Genomic DNA, 15,035 nt, shown 5'->3' with positions numbered 1-15,035 from the left:
ATCGATACCGGGGTGAAACGAGTTCGCGGTGTCATAACGCTGCCTTTCAAGCCCTGCAGTGTGTGTTGGTAGGCGCGATTGGACTCGAACCAACGACCCCCACCATGTCAAGGTGGTGCTCTAACCAGCTGAGCTACGCGCCTGAAGAGAGGGCGCAAGTATAGCGAAATCTCGCGCCTGTTCAAGACATTTTTTCAAGCAGCCCCGATCAGGCGGTTTTCCATGCCGCCAGATACTCCTTCCAGTGCTCGCCAGGCTGGGTCGCCAGCCACTCGCGCACGAAGGCGATCTCGGCGTCGTACTGCGCGCGGTCGAGCACGCCGCGCATCAGCTGGAAGCGCTGGAACACCAGGAAGGTATTCAGCACATCGGTTTCGCAGTAGTCGCGGATGCTGGCGATCTCGCCGCGCTGCCAGGCGCCCCATACCGCCGATCCGTCCATGCCCAGCTTGCCCGGGAAACCGATCAGCTTGGCCAGGTCGTCGAGCGGCGCGTTGCCGCGGCCCTGGTAGAGCGCAAGCAGGTCCATCAGGTCGAGATGGCGCGAGTGGTAGCGGCTGATGTAGTTGTTCCACTTGAACTCGCGCGCGTCCGGGCCGTCGCCCTCGCCCATCTCCCAGTAGCGCGGCGCGGTCACGCCGTGGATCAGGCCGCGGTAATGCAGCACCGGCAGATCGAAGCCGGCGCCGTTCCACGACACGATCTGCGGCGTAAGTTTCTCGATGCCTTCGTAGAAGCGCTGGATGATCTGGCCTTCGCTGTTCTCCGGCTCGGACAGCGACCACACTTTCAGCGACTTCGCGTCGCGCAGCGCGCACGAAATGACCACCACCCGCTGCAGATGCAGCGGCAGGAAATCGTGCCCGACCGCAGCGCGCCGCTGCTGAAAGGCGAATTCCGCCACTTCGGCGTCGGACAGTTCGTCCGGCAGATTGTTGAGCGTGCGTATGCCGGCGATGTCCGGAATGCTTTCGATGTCGAATACGAGTACGGCAGCCATGTGGAATATCGAATGACCTTGTGTTGTTCGTTGAGTTACTTGCGTGACCACTGGCCGCCCGACTGGACATACCAGCCGGGCTGGGCGCGTTCGATCCAGCGCTGGGCGAAAGTGTTGCGGATGTCCGCCTCCCATTCCGGATGACCGTTGGCGCGCGCGATCTCGCGGTAGAGCGCGGCGCGATCCGCGTTTTCCTGCGCGACCAGACCCTGCACCGCCTGCCGTTGCGCCAGCGGTACCGCGCTGGCATCGCGCAGCGCGACCGTGCCATCGGCGCCGAGGCCGACCGCACCGGAGGCGTAGTGCGGCGCGAGCTGCGCGTGCCGCGCCTGCATGCCGGACTTGATCTGGCTGATCGCCGGCGTGTTGATTTCAAGATTGCCCTGGGCCCAGGCGGCAGACGCCACCAGCGCGGCGAGCAGCGCGATGCGCTTCAGTGCGTTCATGGCTGCTTCCCTTCCGGCTTCGCGCCCTGTTCCTTCTTCAGCTGCCACACCTCGTCGATGATGCGGTCAGCCGCCTTCTCGGCTGCGGCAGCCGGGAAATAGATGTTGATGGTGACGCAGCCGGACAGCATCGCGGCCGCGATCAGCAGTGCGTACAGCGCTCTGTTCATTGCATTCCTCGTTTCACGGCCGCTCACCTGACGACCGGTGTTGCGCCGGTCACCCGCGACAGCCTGTCCAGCAGTTCGGGCCAATCAACGCGCCGATTGTAGCCAACCACGCTCAGCGCCGGGACGCCGCCGCCCTCGATCAGTACGAAGCCCCCGCCCTTGTGGTCCAGTCCATCCATGTCGCACACGCCATCGCGCAGCACGCAGCTCAGCCCGATGCGACGGTAGCCGAAGCGCTCGAAAAAACCGAGAAAGCTGCGCTGTATCGCCGCGGCTGCACCGGGGCCGCCCAGCGCGGTGATGTTCTGCACTGCGCGCTGGCTGATGACGCGAGGGTAGTCGCCTTCACTCGATCTTATGCGTGCGTCGAAAGCCACCGGCCGCCAGCGCAGCAGTTCCAGCCCGGTCACGTCGCCGTCCAGCCGGCCGGTCACCCGTCCGAATTTCACCGTGTCGGTCAGCGCTTCCAGATCGATGTAACGCATCTGCAGGTCGGCAAGCACACGCGGGGTGGCACCGAAAGGTTCGACCAGTTTCAGGCCAGTGGCGGCGACATAGCCGTCGAACACCCGGATGAGCATCTGGCCGTCGAGCGCCAGCACGCCGTCGCGCCAGCGCACCCCGGGCACGCTGGCGGCGAAGCTGCCTGCCATGCGCGGCAGCCCGAGTGCCTCGCTCAGTGCCGGCATCGACACCGGCTCCAGATCGAAGGACAGATCGCCACGCCAGCGCCCGTCGTCCTGTACGAATTCGAGCTGGTTGAGCCGCAGCCCGGCATCGAGCACCGGAATGCGCACCGGTTCCATCGATACCCGGTCAGGCGACAGCACCGCACGCAGTTCGAACGGGCCGAGCGGAATGCGCCCGAAGTGCGCGCCGGCCACGGCTGCGCGCGCTGCGGTCGGCTGTTCGCGCTGCCAGGGCAGATCGGCATCCACCCGATCCAGGGACCAGCGGCCCGCCGCGTCAGCCAGTGCCACGCCGTGCAACTGCAGCCGCGCGGTCTCGGGCCCCTGCGCATCGACCGACAGCGTCATGTCCGCGCGGCCGGACAGCGCCAGCGCAGGCCAGCCGTGTACCGCCGACAGCGGCGCGATGAAGCGCCCGTTCAGCGCCTCGAGGTCGAAGGCCTGCCCGTCGATCCGGGCGCTGCGCAACGCCGGCGCACCGGCTGCGGACCGGCCCCAGTCCGCAAAAAAGCTCAGCCGCCCCACCTCTGCCAGATCCAGCGCACCGTCGCTCAGCGTCAGCTGCCCGGAATCGAGCGCAAAGCGGCTGGCCAGCGCGGTCCCGCCGCCCTTCAGATAGACCGCATCCCACAGCAGCTCGCCGGCATGCCAGTCTGCAGACAGTTCGCCGTTCCAGCGGGCGCCATCGGCCCGCGCACGGATTTCGATGCCGAGCGCCAGGCCCTCGGCCGCGCGCAGACCGTCCGCCGACGAAAAACGCGCGTCCTGCAGATCGAGACGCGCGGCGATGCGCATCGAGCGGCCGGCGCCGAAATCGCTCAGCTGCGCATCGATATCGACGCGGCCGGCCGGCGTGTAGGCCGCCACCGCCTTCTGCAGCACCGGGTCCAAGGCCACCAGGCGTACCAGATCTGCAGCCCGGGTGTTCAGCCGCAGGTGAGGGTGCGCGCCCGCGAGCGCGCCTTCGATGTCGATCGGCGGGCTGCCCGGCGGCTGCACGCGAGCCTTCAGGGTGCGCTGCGCACCGGTCAGCGAAAAATCCAGCTGCCACGGCGAATGACCGTGGGCGCGCAGCACGCCGCCGCGGCAGCGCATTTCGGGATGCAGGGAAAATTCGGCGCAGTCGAGCCGCAGATCGGACAGGTCGCGTCCAGCAATGCGGGCCTGCGCGATGCGCAGCCGCGCCGGCCCGCGATCGAGGGACTGCAGCGACACGCTGACCTGTTCCAGGGTCAGCGCGGGTGCCTGCAGGCGGTCGAAGCTCAGGTCGAGTGAGGCCTGCGACGCGGCGGAGGCCGCCAGCGTCAGCGCGAGGACGACGCCACGCAGGCGCTCAGGAAGGGAACACACCCGTCGAAAGGTAGCGGTCGCCGCGATCGCACACGATGCTCACGATGGTCGCGTTCTCGACCTCGGCCGCAATGCGCAGCGCGACCACCATCGCCCCGCCGGAGCTGATGCCGGCGCAGATGCCTTCTTCCCGTGCCAGACGGCGGGTCATTTCTTCGGCGTCGTGCTGGCCGACGTATTCCAGGCGATCGACGCGGGTGCGGTCGTAGATCTTCGGCAGGTAGGCTTCCGGCCATTTGCGTATGCCGGGGATCTGCGCCCCCTCTTCCGGCTGGCAGCCGATGATCTGGATGTCCGGATTCTGCGACTTGAGATAGGTCGACGTGCCGATGATGGTGCCGGTGGTGCCCATCGAACTAACGAAATGGGTGACGCGCCCCGCGGTGTCACGCCAGATTTCCGGTCCGGTGCCTTCGATGTGGGCGCGCGGATTGTCGCTGTTCGCGAACTGATCGAGGATGATGCCGCGGCCTTCGTCGCGCAGCTTTTCCGCGGTGTCGCGCGCCAGCTCCATGCTGCCTTCCTTGGCGGTCAGCACCAGTTCGGCGCCATAGGCCGCCATGCTCTGGCGGCGCTCGACGCTCTGGTTCTCGGGCATCACCAGAATCATCTTGTAGCCACGCATCGCAGCGACCATGGCCAGCGCGATGCCGGTGTTGCCGCTGGTCGCCTCGATCAGGGTATCGCCCGGCTTGATGTCACCGCGCTCCTCCGCGCGCCGGATCATGGACAGCGCCGGCCTGTCCTTCACCGAGCCGGCCGGGTTGTTGCCTTCGAGCTTGGCCAGGATGACATTGCCGCGGCGGTCGTTGTCCGCCCCGGGAATGCGCTGCAGGCGAACCAGCGGCGTGTTGCCGACGAAATCTTCGAGCGTCTTGTAGTGCATGGCTGCATTGAATCCAGTGTGGCCGCCTCAGCGCGAGCCGGCCGGTTTCGGAGGTCCGCCCGCCGGCTTGGGCGGCGCGGACGAAGACGTATCGGCTGCCGGTGCGGCAGTCGTGGCAGCGGGCGCGCTGCCCGCAGGACGGGGCGGCGCACCGGCCGGTCGTGCCGGCGGCGCAGACGCCTCTGAATGCGATGAAACCCCGGACGAACCGGCACCGGCAGGTCGCGGTGGCGGCGCCGACGAGGTCTGGCCGCTGCTGGCCGGGCGCGGCGGTGCAGTCGCCGGCTTCGCTTCCGGCACCGGTGCGACCGGTGGCTCGGACGAAGCGACCGCAGGGTGGCGGCGCATGAACATGAAAGCCGCGGCGGCAAGCACCACCGCCAGCCCGACCATCCACCACGGGAAGCCACCGGTGGCGGCCGGAGCGGCAGTGGGCTCGGTCGTCGATGAAGCGGCGGGCGCCGAAGGTGAGGGTGCCGACGACGCCACGGCACCGACGGACAGCAGCGGCTTCAGTTCGGCGAAGGTCTTGTCACCGATGCCCTTCACGTTGCGCAGTTCATCAACCGACTTGAAGGCCCCGTGCTGTGAGCGGTAATCGACGATGGCCTGGGCACGGCTGGGGCCGACGCCGGGCAGTGCATCAAGATCGGCCACGGTGGCGGTATTGAGGTCCAGCGCGGCGAACACCGGTGCCACGAGGCAGAGCAACAGCATGCAGGTCAGACGGCGCATGACCTCTCCCGGAAGGATGACAGACTAAGGATACCCTCAGGCAGGGCTGTGGCGCAGGTCGGCATCCAGCTCATGCAGCGCACACACCGCGGTGCCCAGCTTGCCGACCACGATGCCGGCCGCGCGGTTGGCCAGACGCATGGCATCGACCTGGGAACTGCCGCTGGCCATCATGACCGCCATCGTGGCGATCACGGTGTCGCCTGCGCCGCTCACGTCATACACCTCGCGCGCGAGCGCGCGCTCGTGCACGACACCGTCGGCGGCGTACAGACTCATGCCCGCGTCGGAACGGGTGAGCAGCAGCGCGCCCAGATCGAGCTGTTCGCGCAGCGCGTGCGCACGGCGTGCGAGGTCGTCGTCGTCGGCCCAGCTGCCCACCACTTCGCGCAGCTCGCTGCGGTTGGGCTTGAGCAGCGTGGCGCCGGCGTAGCGGGTGTAGTCGTCGCCCTTGGGGTCGACCAGCACCGGCTTTCCGGCAGCGCGCGCGATATCCATCATGTCGCGGATGTCGGCCAGCGCACCCTTGCCATAGTCGGACAGGATGACGATGTCTGCATCCTTCACCCGTCGCGCGAACTCGTCGAGCTTGGCGCACAGCACCTCGCGTGCCGGTGCGCTTTCGAAATCGATGCGCAGCAGCTGCTGCTGGCGCCCGATCACGCGGAGCTTGATCGTGGTGTCGAGCTGGGCATCCTCGTGCAGGCTGGCGGCAATGCCGGCGCCCTGCATCTGGGCGCGCAGCGTGCGACCGGCGTCGTCGGCGCCGACCACCGACAGCAGGCTCACCTGCGCACCGAGTGCAGCACAGTTGCGCGCCACATTGGCCGCGCCGCCCGGGCGTTCCTCCACCCGGTCGACCTTCACCACCGGCACCGGCGCCTCGGGCGAAATGCGCTGCACGTCGCCGAACCAGTAGCGGTCCAGCATCACGTCGCCAGCAACCAGGATGCGCGCGGCGCGGGTATCGGGAAGCGTCAGGCTCATGCTCGGGGCGTGCTCAGTGGGTGATCAGGGCGTGAGATCGAACTCTTCGGTACGCTTGGGCGGATAGGTTTCCCAGCCGCCGCAGGCCGGGCAGCGCCAGTGGAACTGGCGGGCCTTGAAGCCGCAGCTGTCGCAACGGTAACGCGCCACGCGCCGCGTGTGGGCGTGGATGATGTTCTTCATCAGGTCGGAATCGGTGCGCGCTTCCGGCGGCAGCGTCTGCATCTGCGCCTCCAGCAGCTTGTCGAGTCCGAGCAGCGTCGGATTGCGGCGCAGCTCTTCACGCACCAGGGTCAGCGCGCCGGAGGGGCCTTCGGCGTCCAGCTCTTCCTTGAACACCACGTCCAGCAGATCCAGCGAGGCGTGGCGCTCCAGATAGCTTTTCAGCAGCGTAATGCCCTGCCGCTCGCGTCCCAAGCGACGGTAGGCGTCCGCAAGGCGGGCGGCGACCAGGGCCAGATAGACCGGGTTCTGCTGCTCGATGCGCTGCCAGTGCTCGATCGCCTCCTCCCACTTCTGGTCGGCGGCGGCGGCATCGCCCAGCAGCATCAGGGCGCGCACACACTTGCGGTGGGTGCTGAGTGCCTCTTCCAGCTGCGTGCGGGCGTCGGCCAGGCGGGACTGGGCCAGCGCCTGTGTGGCCAGTTCGCACAGGAACTGGGCGATGTCCTTCTGGGCGCGATGGGATTCGGTTTCAGGCAGCGCGCGGGCGATGTCGATGGCCTTCAGCCACTCCTTCTCCTGCTGGTAGATGTCCAGCAGATGATGCAGCGCATCAGTGTCGAGCGCGCTGCCGCGCAGGCTGATGAACACGTCCTCGGCACGGTCCAGCAGACCGGCTTTCAGGAAATCCAGGCCCAGTTCCAGCCGCGCGGCGAGTCGCTGTTCCGGGCGCACGTCCTCGCGCGCGGCCAGCGCCTGGTGGATCTGGATCGCGCGATCGGTTTCACCACGACGGCGGAACAGATTGCCCAGCGCGAACTGCAGCTCAGCGGTCTGCGGATCCTTGCTGGTCGCTTCGATGAAGGAATCGATGGCGCGGTCCGGCTGTTCGTTCAGCAGGAAATTCAGACCGGCGAAATAGGAGCGCGGCAGCGAGCGCGACTCACGCACCAGATGACGGATGTCGATGCGCGCGGCCAGCCAGCCCAGACCGAAGAACAGCGGCAGGGCCAGCAGCCACCAGAGTTCGATTTCCATGGAGATGCGGACTCAGTCGGGCTGCGCCGACCGCTCTTCGCGCGGGGTCGCGCGAGCCGTCGCGAGCGACCATCCGGCGAAGGCGCCCAGCACGGCACCGACCAGGAAGAGGATGAACAGGACGAGCGACAGTTCGACCTGCCATGCCTGTCCGAAGAAGAAACGCACCGTCACCGGATCGCTGTTGCGCGCGGCCAGGCCGAGCAGCAGCAGGAAGACGACGATGCGCAGCAGCCATTTGAGGATCGCCATGCCGGCGTTCTCAGGCGGCCTGCACAGGGGTGCCGACCGCGTTGTCCACGCGTTCGCGCAATTCCTTGCCTGCCTTGAAATGCGGCACCCGCTTCTCGGGCACCATCACCTTCTCGCCCGATTTCGGGTTGCGACCCACGCGCGGCGGGCGGTGATTCAGCGAAAAACTGCCGAAACCGCGGATTTCGATGCGGTCGCCCCGCACCAGCGCCTCGGTCATTTCATCGAGGATCATCTTCACCGCGTAGTCAGCGTCCTTCGCGACCAGTTGCGGGAAGCGGGTCGCCAGCCGGGCAATCAGTTCGGATTTGGTCATGTCGGTCCAGATGAACAGGAGCGTGCTTGCCGGAGGAACACAAGACAACGCCGCCCGGAGGCGGCGTTGTCCGTTCGACTCCGGATCGTCTAAACGATCAGGAGTTCTTCAGCTTCGCCTTCAGCAGTGCGCCCAGGTTGGTGGTGCCGCTGCTGGCCGAAGTGCCTTCGGCCTGGATCTTCTGGATGGCGTCGTTCTGTTCAGCCTGATCCTTCGCACGCACCGACAGCGTGATCGAACGGGTCTTGCGGTCCAGATTGACGATCATCGCCTCGACTTCGTCGCCGACGTTGAGGATGGTGGTCAAGTCTTCGACGCGGTCACGCGAAGCTTCCGAGGCGCGCAGATAACCTTCGACATCCTCGTTCAGCGCGATCACGGCGCCCTTGGCATCCACCGTCTTCACGGTGCCACGCACGACGCTGTTCTTGTCGTGGGTCGCGATGAAATTGGTGAAGGGGTCCCCATCCAGCTGCTTGACGCCCAGCGAGATGCGCTCTCGCTCGACATCGATCGACAGCACGACGGCTTCCACTTCGTCGCCCTTCTTGTAGTTGCGAACGGCTTCTTCGCCGGCCAGCGACCACGACAGATCGGACAGGTGGACCAGACCGTCGATGGCGCCGGTCAGGCCGATGAACACGCCGAAGTCGGTGATCGACTTGATCTGACCACGGACCTTGTCGCCCTTCTTGTGGTTCATCGAGAAGTCTTCCCACGGATTCGGCATGCACTGCTTCATGCCCAGCGAAATCCGGCGACGGTCTTCGTCGATTTCCAGAATCATCACTTCGACCTCGTCGCCCAGCTGGACAACCTTGGTCGGGTGGATGTTCTTGTTGGTCCAGTCCATTTCGGACACGTGGACCAGGCCTTCGATGCCCTGTTCGATCTCGACGAATGCGCCGTAATCGGTCAGGTTGGTCACCTTGCCGAACAGGCGGGTGCCCTGCGGGTAGCGGCGCGAGATGCCCACCCACGGATCTTCGCCCAGCTGCTTGAGGCCCAGCGACACGCGGTTCTTCTCGGCGTCGAACTTGAGCACCTTGGCTTCGACCTCGTCGCCCACCGCCAGCACTTCCGACGGGTGACGGACACGGCGCCAGGCCAGGTCGGTGATGTGCAGCAGGCCGTCGATGCCACCGAGGTCGACGAATGCGCCGTAGTCGGTGATGTTCTTGACGATACCCTTGACGACGGTGCCTTCCTTCAGGGTTTCGAGCAGCTTTTCGCGCTCTTCACCGGCGGTCAGTTCGAGCACGGCGCGACGCGACACAACCACGTTGTTGCGCTTGCGGTCGAGCTTGATGACCTTGAATTCGAATTCCTTGCCTTCGTACGGCGTGGTGTCCTTGACCGGACGCAGGTCGACCAGCGAACCCGGCAGGAAGGCACGGATGCCGTTGGTCATGACGGTCAGGCCACCCTTGACCTTGCCCGACACCAGACCCTTGACGATGGAGCCGTCGCCCAGTGCCTTTTCCAGTTCGTTCCATGCGGCGATGCGCTTGGCCTTGTCGCGGGACAGACGGGTTTCACCGTAACCGTCTTCGAGCATTTCGATGGCGACGCTGACGTAATCGCCGGGGGCGACCGTCAGTTCACCGCGATCGGTGCGGAACTCGTCGATCGAGATGTAGCTTTCCGACTTCAGGCCGGCATTGACGACGACGAAGTTCTGATCCACGCGCATGACTTCGGCGGTGATGACTTCACCGGCGCGCATTTCCTGGCGCGTGAGGCTTTCCTCGAACAGCGCGGCAAAACTTTCCATGGAGTCTGACGACTGGGCAACTTGGGACATTGGCAAAAGCCGCTTGCGCGGCAACGGGTTAGGTATGAACACAACATGACCGGAACAGCCCGGTCACGCACCTTGGCGGCCGGAACCCCGACCGCCTCTTACACGCCGGAAAACCGGCCACTCACGACATCACTGCGGGTTTCTTTCGCGCCAGGCGTCGAGCACAAAGCGGACGGCAGCGTCTGCGCTCATCGAGCTGGTGTCGAGCAGCAAGGCATCCGGCAACTGCACCAGCGGTGCATGGGCCCGGTTGCGGTCTCGCTCGTCCCGCTCCCGCAAATCCTGCGAAAGACTTTCCAGATTAGCAGAAACACCTTTTTCGATCAACTGCTTATAGCGGCGCTCGGCGCGGATCTCGACGCTGGCGGTCAGGAACACCTTGAGCGCGGCATCCGGAAACACCACCGAGCCCATGTCCCGGCCATCACCGACCAGACCCGGCGCCTGCCGGAAGGCGCGCTGGCGCCCGAGCAGCGCGGCACGCACACCGCCGAACACCGCCACTTTCGACGCACCGACCGATGCCGCCTCGCTGCGCATCGCGTCGGACACCTCCTCGCCGGCCAGCCAGGTGGCGCCATCGGCGAAACGCACGTCGAGCCCGGCCGCGATCTGCGTCAGCGCCGCCTCATCATCGAGCGCGACGCCGGCCTTGATCGCGGCAACCGCGGTCAGCCGGTAGAGCGCACCACTGTCCAGCAGGTGAAAACCCAGCGCTGCAGCCACGCGCGCCGCGACCGTACCTTTGCCCGACGCCGACGGCCCGTCGATCGCGATGACCGGAATGCCGCCCTGCCCGTTCATGCCGCGACCTCCGCCCAGCGCGCGAAATAGTCCGGGAAGGTCTTGGCCACGCAGCCCGGATCCATGATGCGCACCGGCACCCCGCCCAGCGTGGCCAGCGAGAAACACATGGCCATGCGATGGTCGTCGTAGGTGCCGATGGCGGCGTGCGGCGTCAGCGCGGCCGGCGGCGTGATCGCGAGGTAATCCGCCCCCTCCTCCACGATGGCGCCGAGCTTGCGCAGTTCGGTGGCCATCGCGCTGATGCGGTCGGTTTCCTTGACCCGCCAGCTGGCGATATTGCGCAGGCGGCTGGGGCCGTCGGCAAACAGCGCGCAGATGGCCAGCGTCATCGCGGCGTCCGGGATGTGGTTCAGATCAAGATCGAAAGCGGACAAACGGCCGCTTTCCGGCGCCTGCGCCTCGATCCAGTTCGGCCCCATCGTGATGCGCGCCCCCAGCTGCTCCAGCGCCTGGGCGAAGGCCACATCGCCCTGCACCGAGTCACGGCCCACGCCTTCGACCCGCACCGGACCGCCACCGATCGCGCCGGCAGCCAGAAAATACGAGGCCGACGACGCGTCGCCCTCGACATAGCAGTCACCGGGCGACACATAGCGCGCGTTGGCCGGCAGCTCGATCGCCTGCCAGCCCTGGCGCTCGGCAGCTACGCCGAACTGGCGCATCAGCGCCAGCGTGATGTCTACATAGGGCTTGGAAATCAGTTCGCCCTCGACCTCGATGCGCACCGCACGGCCGGTCAGCGGCAGCGCCATCAGCAGACCGGTCAGGAACTGGCTGGATACGTCACCGCGCACCCGCACCACCGCCGCGTCGTTGAGCCGGGCCGCATGGATGCGCAGCGGCGGATAGCCCTCATTGCCTTCGTAATCGATGCGCGCACCGACCTGGCGCAGCGCGTCGACCAGATCGCCGATCGGGCGCTCGTGCATGCGTGGCACGCCGTGCAGACGGTATTCGCCGCCCATCAGCGCCAGCACCGCGGTCAGCGGGCGGAAGGCGGTGCCTGCGTTGCCGAGGAAGAGGTCCGCCTTGCGCACCGGGAAGTGACCACCGGTGCCGCGGACGCGATAGTCGTCGCCCCCGGCGTGCTGCCAGTCCACCGACAGCGTGCGCAGCGCGTCCAGCATGCGGTCCACATCATCCGACGACAGCAGATCGTGCAGCAGCGTGTCGCCTTCGGCCAGCGCAGCCAGCAGCAGCGCACGGTTGGAAATGCTCTTGGAGCCCGGCAGCCGCAGCGTGCCGCGTGCGGTGCTGACCGGAGGAAGATCGAGGAATTCGGTTTTCATCGTGCGTAAGCGGGGCCGGTCCGGCCCCGGAAGAGGTTCAGCCCTGGCGTTCTGCCCAGGCGGTACGGGCGGCCCGCGCGCTGCCGATGCGCGCTTCAAGGTCGGCGGCGTCGCCGGATTCGATCAGTTCCCGGTAATACGCCAGTTCCGCCTCGTAGGCGGACAGCTCGGCCAGCAGCGCTTCTCGGTTGGCGAAGAAAATGTCGCGCCACATTTCGGGGTGACTGGCGGCAATGCGGGTGAAATCGCGGAAGCCGCCACCGGCGAGATTGAAGATTTCCTCCGCGTTCGGCCGCTCGGCCAGTTCCGATACCAGTGCGAAGGACAGCAGATGAGGCAGGTGGCTGACCGAAGCCAGCCAGCGGTCGTGATGTTCGGGCGTTGTTTCACTGATCAGCGCACCGCACACCCGCCACGCCTGCCGCACGAGATCGACTGCGACGGACGCATTCTCGGCCAGCGGCGTCAGCACGACCCGGCGCTTTTCGTACAGATCGGCGCGGGCGGCAGACGGCCCGCTCTTCTCGGCGCCGGCAATCGGATGCCCGGGCACGAACTGGCCGATGCGTGCGCCGAAGCATTTGCGGGCCGCGGCCACCACGTCGCCCTTGGTGCTGCCAGCATCGGTCACCACGGTATGCGCGGGCAGATGCGGCAGCATGCCGGCCATCACCGCATCCATTTGGCCCACCGGCATGGCCAACATGACCAGATCGGCGCCGTCCAGCGCGGCCGCCCAGTCCGATTCCGCCCGATCTATCAGGCCCAGCTCGAGCGCTTCACGCTTGCTGTCGCTGCTGCGACCGACACCAACCACCTCACCGACCTGCCCGGCACGGCGCAGCGCCGCGGCGAACGAGCCGCCGATCAGGCCGACACCGACGACGACCAGGCGTCCGATCAGCGGTGCGCTCACGCCAGCGCCTTCTGCAACGCGTCGATGAAGCGGGCGTTCTCGGATTCCAGCCCGACCGATACGCGCAGCCACTCCGGCATCGCATAGCCGGCGATCGGACGCACGATGACGCCCTGCTGCAGCAGTCGCTGGTTCACTCCCGCGCCGTCACCGGCACGGAAGGCGATGAAGTTGGCGTAGGAGCGGATGTAGCCGATGCCGGCGCCGTCGAAGAAGGCGGACAGCTGCTTCAGTCCGGCCGCGTTCAGTTCGGCCGAGCGGCGGACGAAGTCCTGATCGGCCAGCGCCGCCACTGCCGCGGCCAGACCGACATTGGTCACGTTGAAGGGCTGGCGCACGCGGTTCAGCAGGTCGATCACGTCCGGCTGGCCGATGCCATAGCCGACCCGCAGACCGGCCAGACCGTAGGCCTTCGAGAAGGTGCGCGACACCAGCAGGTTCGGGTAGCGCGCCAGCCAGCGCGCGCTGTCATAGGCCAGCGCGGCCGGAAGGTATTCGCTGTAGGCCTCGTCCAGCACCACCAGCACGTCCTGCGGCACCGAAGCGATGAAGCGCTCGAGCGGACCGGCTTCGATGAAGGTGCCGGTCGGATTGTTCGGGTTGGCGATGAACACCACCCGCGTGTCGTCGCGGATGGCTGCGCGCATCGCATCCAGATCGCAGCCGAAATCACGGGCCGGCACCTCGATGCCGGTGGCACCGGCCGCCAGCGTCGCCAGCGGATACACCGCGAAGGCGTGCTTCGAATACACCGCGCTGCGGCCCGGGCCGAGCAGCGCACGGGCGACCATTTCCAGCACGTCGTTGGAACCGTTGCCGAGCACGATCTGGTTCATGCCCAGATCGTGGTGACGCGACACCGCCTGCTTCAGTTCGAAGCCGTTGCCGTCCGGATAGCGCGGCACTTCAGTGATCGCCGCCAGCGCCGCCGCCTTCGCCCGCTCGCTCATGCCGAGCGGATTCTCGTTGGACGCCAGTTTGACGATGCCCGCCTCTTCAAGCCCCATTTCGCGCGCAAGCTCTGAGATCGGCTTGCCCGGCTGGTAGGGGGAAATGGAACGGATATGCGCCGCAGCGCTGTCGAACACGCTCATGAATTGTTCACCGACACGGGATAGGAGCCGAGTACCTTCAGCGAACCGGCCTCCGCGCGGATGCGCGACAGCGCACGCGCCACGGCCGGATCGTGCTGGTGACCTTCGACGTCGACATAGAACACGTACTGCCAGCCGCCGCTGCCAAAGCCGCGCACCGGCCGCGACTGCAGCTTGGTCATGCTCACCCCTTCTTCCGCCAGCGGCTGCAGCAGGCTCACCACTGCCCCGGCCTTGTTCTGCACGGTGAAGATGATGGAGGTCTTGTCGCGGCCGGACGGGCCGGCGTCGTGCTCGCCCAGCACCAGGAAGCGGGTGGTGTTGGCGGGGTCGTCCTCGATGTTGGCAGCCAGAATCTTGAGCCCGTAGGCATCGGCGGCGGCCTGACCGGCGATCGCCGCGGCACGCTCCTCTTCCGACGCACGGATGGCCGCTTCGGCATTGCTGGCGACGGCCACCACCGGTACGCCCGGGAGATTCCGGTTCAGCCACTCGTGGCACTGCGCGAGCGACTGCGCATGGGAGTAGACGCAGCGGATTTCGTTCAGCGGCGTATCGCGCGTCATCAGGTTCTGCTCGACCCGCAGCATCACCTCGCCACACAGCATCTGCGTCGTGCTGAGCAGCATGTCCAGCGTGCGACCGACCGCGCCCTCGGTCGAGTTCTCGACCGGCACCACGCCGTAGGACGCGTTGCCCGATTCCACCGCGCGGAACACGTCATCTATCGTAGCCATCGGCTGGAAGGTGGGCGCGGCGCCGAAATGGCGACGGGCGGCGCTTTCCGAAAAGGTGCCCACAGGACCGAGGAAAGCCACGGTCAGCGGCTGTTCCAGCGCCAGACAGGCCGACATGATTTCGCGGAACACCGTCTTCACCGCCTGCGGCGGCAGCGGCCCCGGATTGTCGTCGGCAAGGCGACGCAGCACCTGGGCTTCGCGCTCCGGGCGATAGATGTTGCCCTGCTTGATCTCGCCGATCCGGTGGGCATGGCGCGCACGCTCGGAAATGAGCTGCAGCACCTGCGTGTCGATCGCATCGATGGCGTCGCGCAGTTTCAGAAGTTCGTCGTTCGGGCTCGGGTCGGTGGCCAT

Annotated in this window: 16 protein-coding genes and 1 tRNA gene; all 17 read right to left on the bottom strand. The window is 66.7% G+C overall.

Annotated elements, in window-relative coordinates:
* Positions 1 to 66 precede the first annotated feature (66 nt).
* Positions 67 to 143: transfer RNA gene (locus METUNV1_RS13335), tRNA-Val, on the bottom strand.
* Positions 144 to 208: 65 nt separating this feature from the next.
* Positions 209 to 1,000: a 3'-5' exonuclease gene (locus tag METUNV1_RS13330; protein ID WP_008062630.1), complete on the bottom strand. Its 792-nt coding sequence runs from the start codon at positions 998 to 1,000 to the stop codon at positions 209 to 211.
* A 35-nt stretch (positions 1,001 to 1,035) separates the two neighbouring features.
* Complete coding sequence (locus tag METUNV1_RS13325) at positions 1,036 to 1,446, bottom strand: YdbL family probable chaperone protein (protein ID WP_008062628.1); 411 nt, start codon at positions 1,444 to 1,446, stop codon at positions 1,036 to 1,038.
* Complete coding sequence (locus tag METUNV1_RS13320; RefSeq protein WP_008062627.1) at positions 1,443 to 1,616, bottom strand: hypothetical protein; 174 nt, start codon at positions 1,614 to 1,616, stop codon at positions 1,443 to 1,445. The genes METUNV1_RS13325 and METUNV1_RS13320 overlap by 4 nt, the downstream gene beginning before the upstream one ends.
* 23 nt (positions 1,617 to 1,639) lie before the next feature.
* Positions 1,640 to 3,655: a hypothetical protein gene (locus tag METUNV1_RS13315; protein WP_008062624.1), complete on the bottom strand. Its 2,016-nt coding sequence runs from the start codon at positions 3,653 to 3,655 to the stop codon at positions 1,640 to 1,642.
* Positions 3,639 to 4,541 (bottom strand): cysteine synthase CysM, encoded by a 903-nt coding sequence (gene cysM / locus METUNV1_RS13310; RefSeq protein ID WP_008062623.1) that lies wholly within the window; start codon positions 4,539 to 4,541, stop codon positions 3,639 to 3,641. Before cysM ends, METUNV1_RS13315 begins: the two co-directional genes overlap by 17 nt.
* A 27-nt stretch (positions 4,542 to 4,568) precedes the next feature.
* Positions 4,569 to 5,276: a ComEA family DNA-binding protein gene (locus METUNV1_RS13305; protein WP_008062622.1), complete on the bottom strand. Its 708-nt coding sequence runs from the start codon at positions 5,274 to 5,276 to the stop codon at positions 4,569 to 4,571.
* A 36-nt stretch (positions 5,277 to 5,312) separates the two neighbouring features.
* Positions 5,313 to 6,263 (bottom strand): D-glycero-beta-D-manno-heptose-7-phosphate kinase, encoded by a 951-nt coding sequence (rfaE1, locus tag METUNV1_RS13300; RefSeq protein ID WP_008062621.1) that lies wholly within the window; start codon positions 6,261 to 6,263, stop codon positions 5,313 to 5,315.
* 24 nt (positions 6,264 to 6,287) lie between these two features.
* Positions 6,288 to 7,463, bottom strand: coding sequence for a lipopolysaccharide assembly protein LapB (lapB, locus tag METUNV1_RS13295; RefSeq protein WP_008062620.1), 1,176 nt, complete (start codon positions 7,461 to 7,463; stop codon positions 6,288 to 6,290).
* 12 nt (positions 7,464 to 7,475) lie between these two features.
* On the bottom strand, positions 7,476 to 7,715 hold the full coding sequence (locus METUNV1_RS13290) for a LapA family protein (RefSeq protein WP_008062619.1): 240 nt from the start codon (positions 7,713 to 7,715) through the stop codon (positions 7,476 to 7,478).
* 10 nt (positions 7,716 to 7,725) lie between these two features.
* Positions 7,726 to 8,031 carry an integration host factor subunit beta gene (locus METUNV1_RS13285; protein ID WP_008062617.1) on the bottom strand — a complete coding sequence of 102 codons (306 nt, stop codon included), beginning with the start codon at positions 8,029 to 8,031 and terminating at the stop codon, positions 7,726 to 7,728.
* Between the two features lie 97 nt (positions 8,032 to 8,128).
* On the bottom strand, positions 8,129 to 9,835 hold the full coding sequence (gene rpsA, locus METUNV1_RS13280) for a 30S ribosomal protein S1 (protein ID WP_043359825.1): 1,707 nt from the start codon (positions 9,833 to 9,835) through the stop codon (positions 8,129 to 8,131).
* Between the two features lie 129 nt (positions 9,836 to 9,964).
* Complete coding sequence (gene cmk / locus METUNV1_RS13275) at positions 9,965 to 10,639, bottom strand: (d)CMP kinase (RefSeq protein ID WP_008062614.1); 675 nt, start codon at positions 10,637 to 10,639, stop codon at positions 9,965 to 9,967.
* Complete coding sequence (aroA, locus tag METUNV1_RS13270; protein ID WP_008062612.1) at positions 10,636 to 11,931, bottom strand: 3-phosphoshikimate 1-carboxyvinyltransferase; 1,296 nt, start codon at positions 11,929 to 11,931, stop codon at positions 10,636 to 10,638. The genes cmk and aroA overlap by 4 nt, the downstream gene beginning before the upstream one ends.
* A gap of 37 nt (positions 11,932 to 11,968) precedes the next feature.
* Positions 11,969 to 12,847 (bottom strand): prephenate dehydrogenase, encoded by an 879-nt coding sequence (locus METUNV1_RS13265; protein ID WP_008062610.1) that lies wholly within the window; start codon positions 12,845 to 12,847, stop codon positions 11,969 to 11,971.
* Positions 12,844 to 13,941, bottom strand: coding sequence for a histidinol-phosphate transaminase (hisC, locus tag METUNV1_RS13260; RefSeq protein ID WP_008062608.1), 1,098 nt, complete (start codon positions 13,939 to 13,941; stop codon positions 12,844 to 12,846). The genes METUNV1_RS13265 and hisC overlap by 4 nt, the downstream gene beginning before the upstream one ends.
* Positions 13,938 to 15,035 carry a prephenate dehydratase gene (pheA, locus tag METUNV1_RS13255; RefSeq protein WP_008062599.1) on the bottom strand — a complete coding sequence of 366 codons (1,098 nt, stop codon included), beginning with the start codon at positions 15,033 to 15,035 and terminating at the stop codon, positions 13,938 to 13,940. Before pheA ends, hisC begins: the two co-directional genes overlap by 4 nt.

It is taken from the genome of Methyloversatilis universalis FAM5 (assembly GCF_000214035.2).
Lineage (GTDB): Bacteria > Pseudomonadota > Gammaproteobacteria > Burkholderiales > Rhodocyclaceae > Methyloversatilis > Methyloversatilis universalis.
The sequence above is the reverse complement of the archived record's forward strand: the minus strand, read 5'-3'. Positions and strand labels throughout refer to the sequence as shown.

Coding starts and splice junctions, on each gene's coding strand:
- cysM (WP_008062623.1), bottom strand. CDS start 4,541: ATGCACTACAAGACGCTCGAAGATTTCGTCGGCAACACGCCGCTGGTT.
- lapB (WP_008062620.1), bottom strand. CDS start 7,463: ATGGAAATCGAACTCTGGTGGCTGCTGGCCCTGCCGCTGTTCTTCGGT.
- METUNV1_RS13305 (WP_008062622.1), bottom strand. CDS start 5,276: ATGCGCCGTCTGACCTGCATGCTGTTGCTCTGCCTCGTGGCACCGGTG.
- aroA (WP_008062612.1), bottom strand. CDS start 11,931: ATGAAAACCGAATTCCTCGATCTTCCTCCGGTCAGCACCGCACGCGGC.
- rpsA (WP_043359825.1), bottom strand. CDS start 9,835: ATGTCCCAAGTTGCCCAGTCGTCAGACTCCATGGAAAGTTTTGCCGCG.
- METUNV1_RS13320 (WP_008062627.1), bottom strand. CDS start 1,616: ATGAACAGAGCGCTGTACGCACTGCTGATCGCGGCCGCGATGCTGTCC.
- METUNV1_RS13285 (WP_008062617.1), bottom strand. CDS start 8,031: ATGACCAAATCCGAACTGATTGCCCGGCTGGCGACCCGCTTCCCGCAA.
- hisC (WP_008062608.1), bottom strand. CDS start 13,941: ATGAGCGTGTTCGACAGCGCTGCGGCGCATATCCGTTCCATTTCCCCC.
- METUNV1_RS13325 (WP_008062628.1), bottom strand. CDS start 1,446: ATGAACGCACTGAAGCGCATCGCGCTGCTCGCCGCGCTGGTGGCGTCT.
- cmk (WP_008062614.1), bottom strand. CDS start 10,639: ATGAACGGGCAGGGCGGCATTCCGGTCATCGCGATCGACGGGCCGTCG.
- pheA (WP_008062599.1), bottom strand. CDS start 15,035: ATGGCCACCGACCCGAGCCCGAACGACGAACTTCTGAAACTGCGCGAC.
- METUNV1_RS13330 (WP_008062630.1), bottom strand. CDS start 1,000: ATGGCTGCCGTACTCGTATTCGACATCGAAAGCATTCCGGACATCGCC.
- rfaE1 (WP_008062621.1), bottom strand. CDS start 6,263: ATGAGCCTGACGCTTCCCGATACCCGCGCCGCGCGCATCCTGGTTGCT.
- METUNV1_RS13290 (WP_008062619.1), bottom strand. CDS start 7,715: ATGGCGATCCTCAAATGGCTGCTGCGCATCGTCGTCTTCCTGCTGCTG.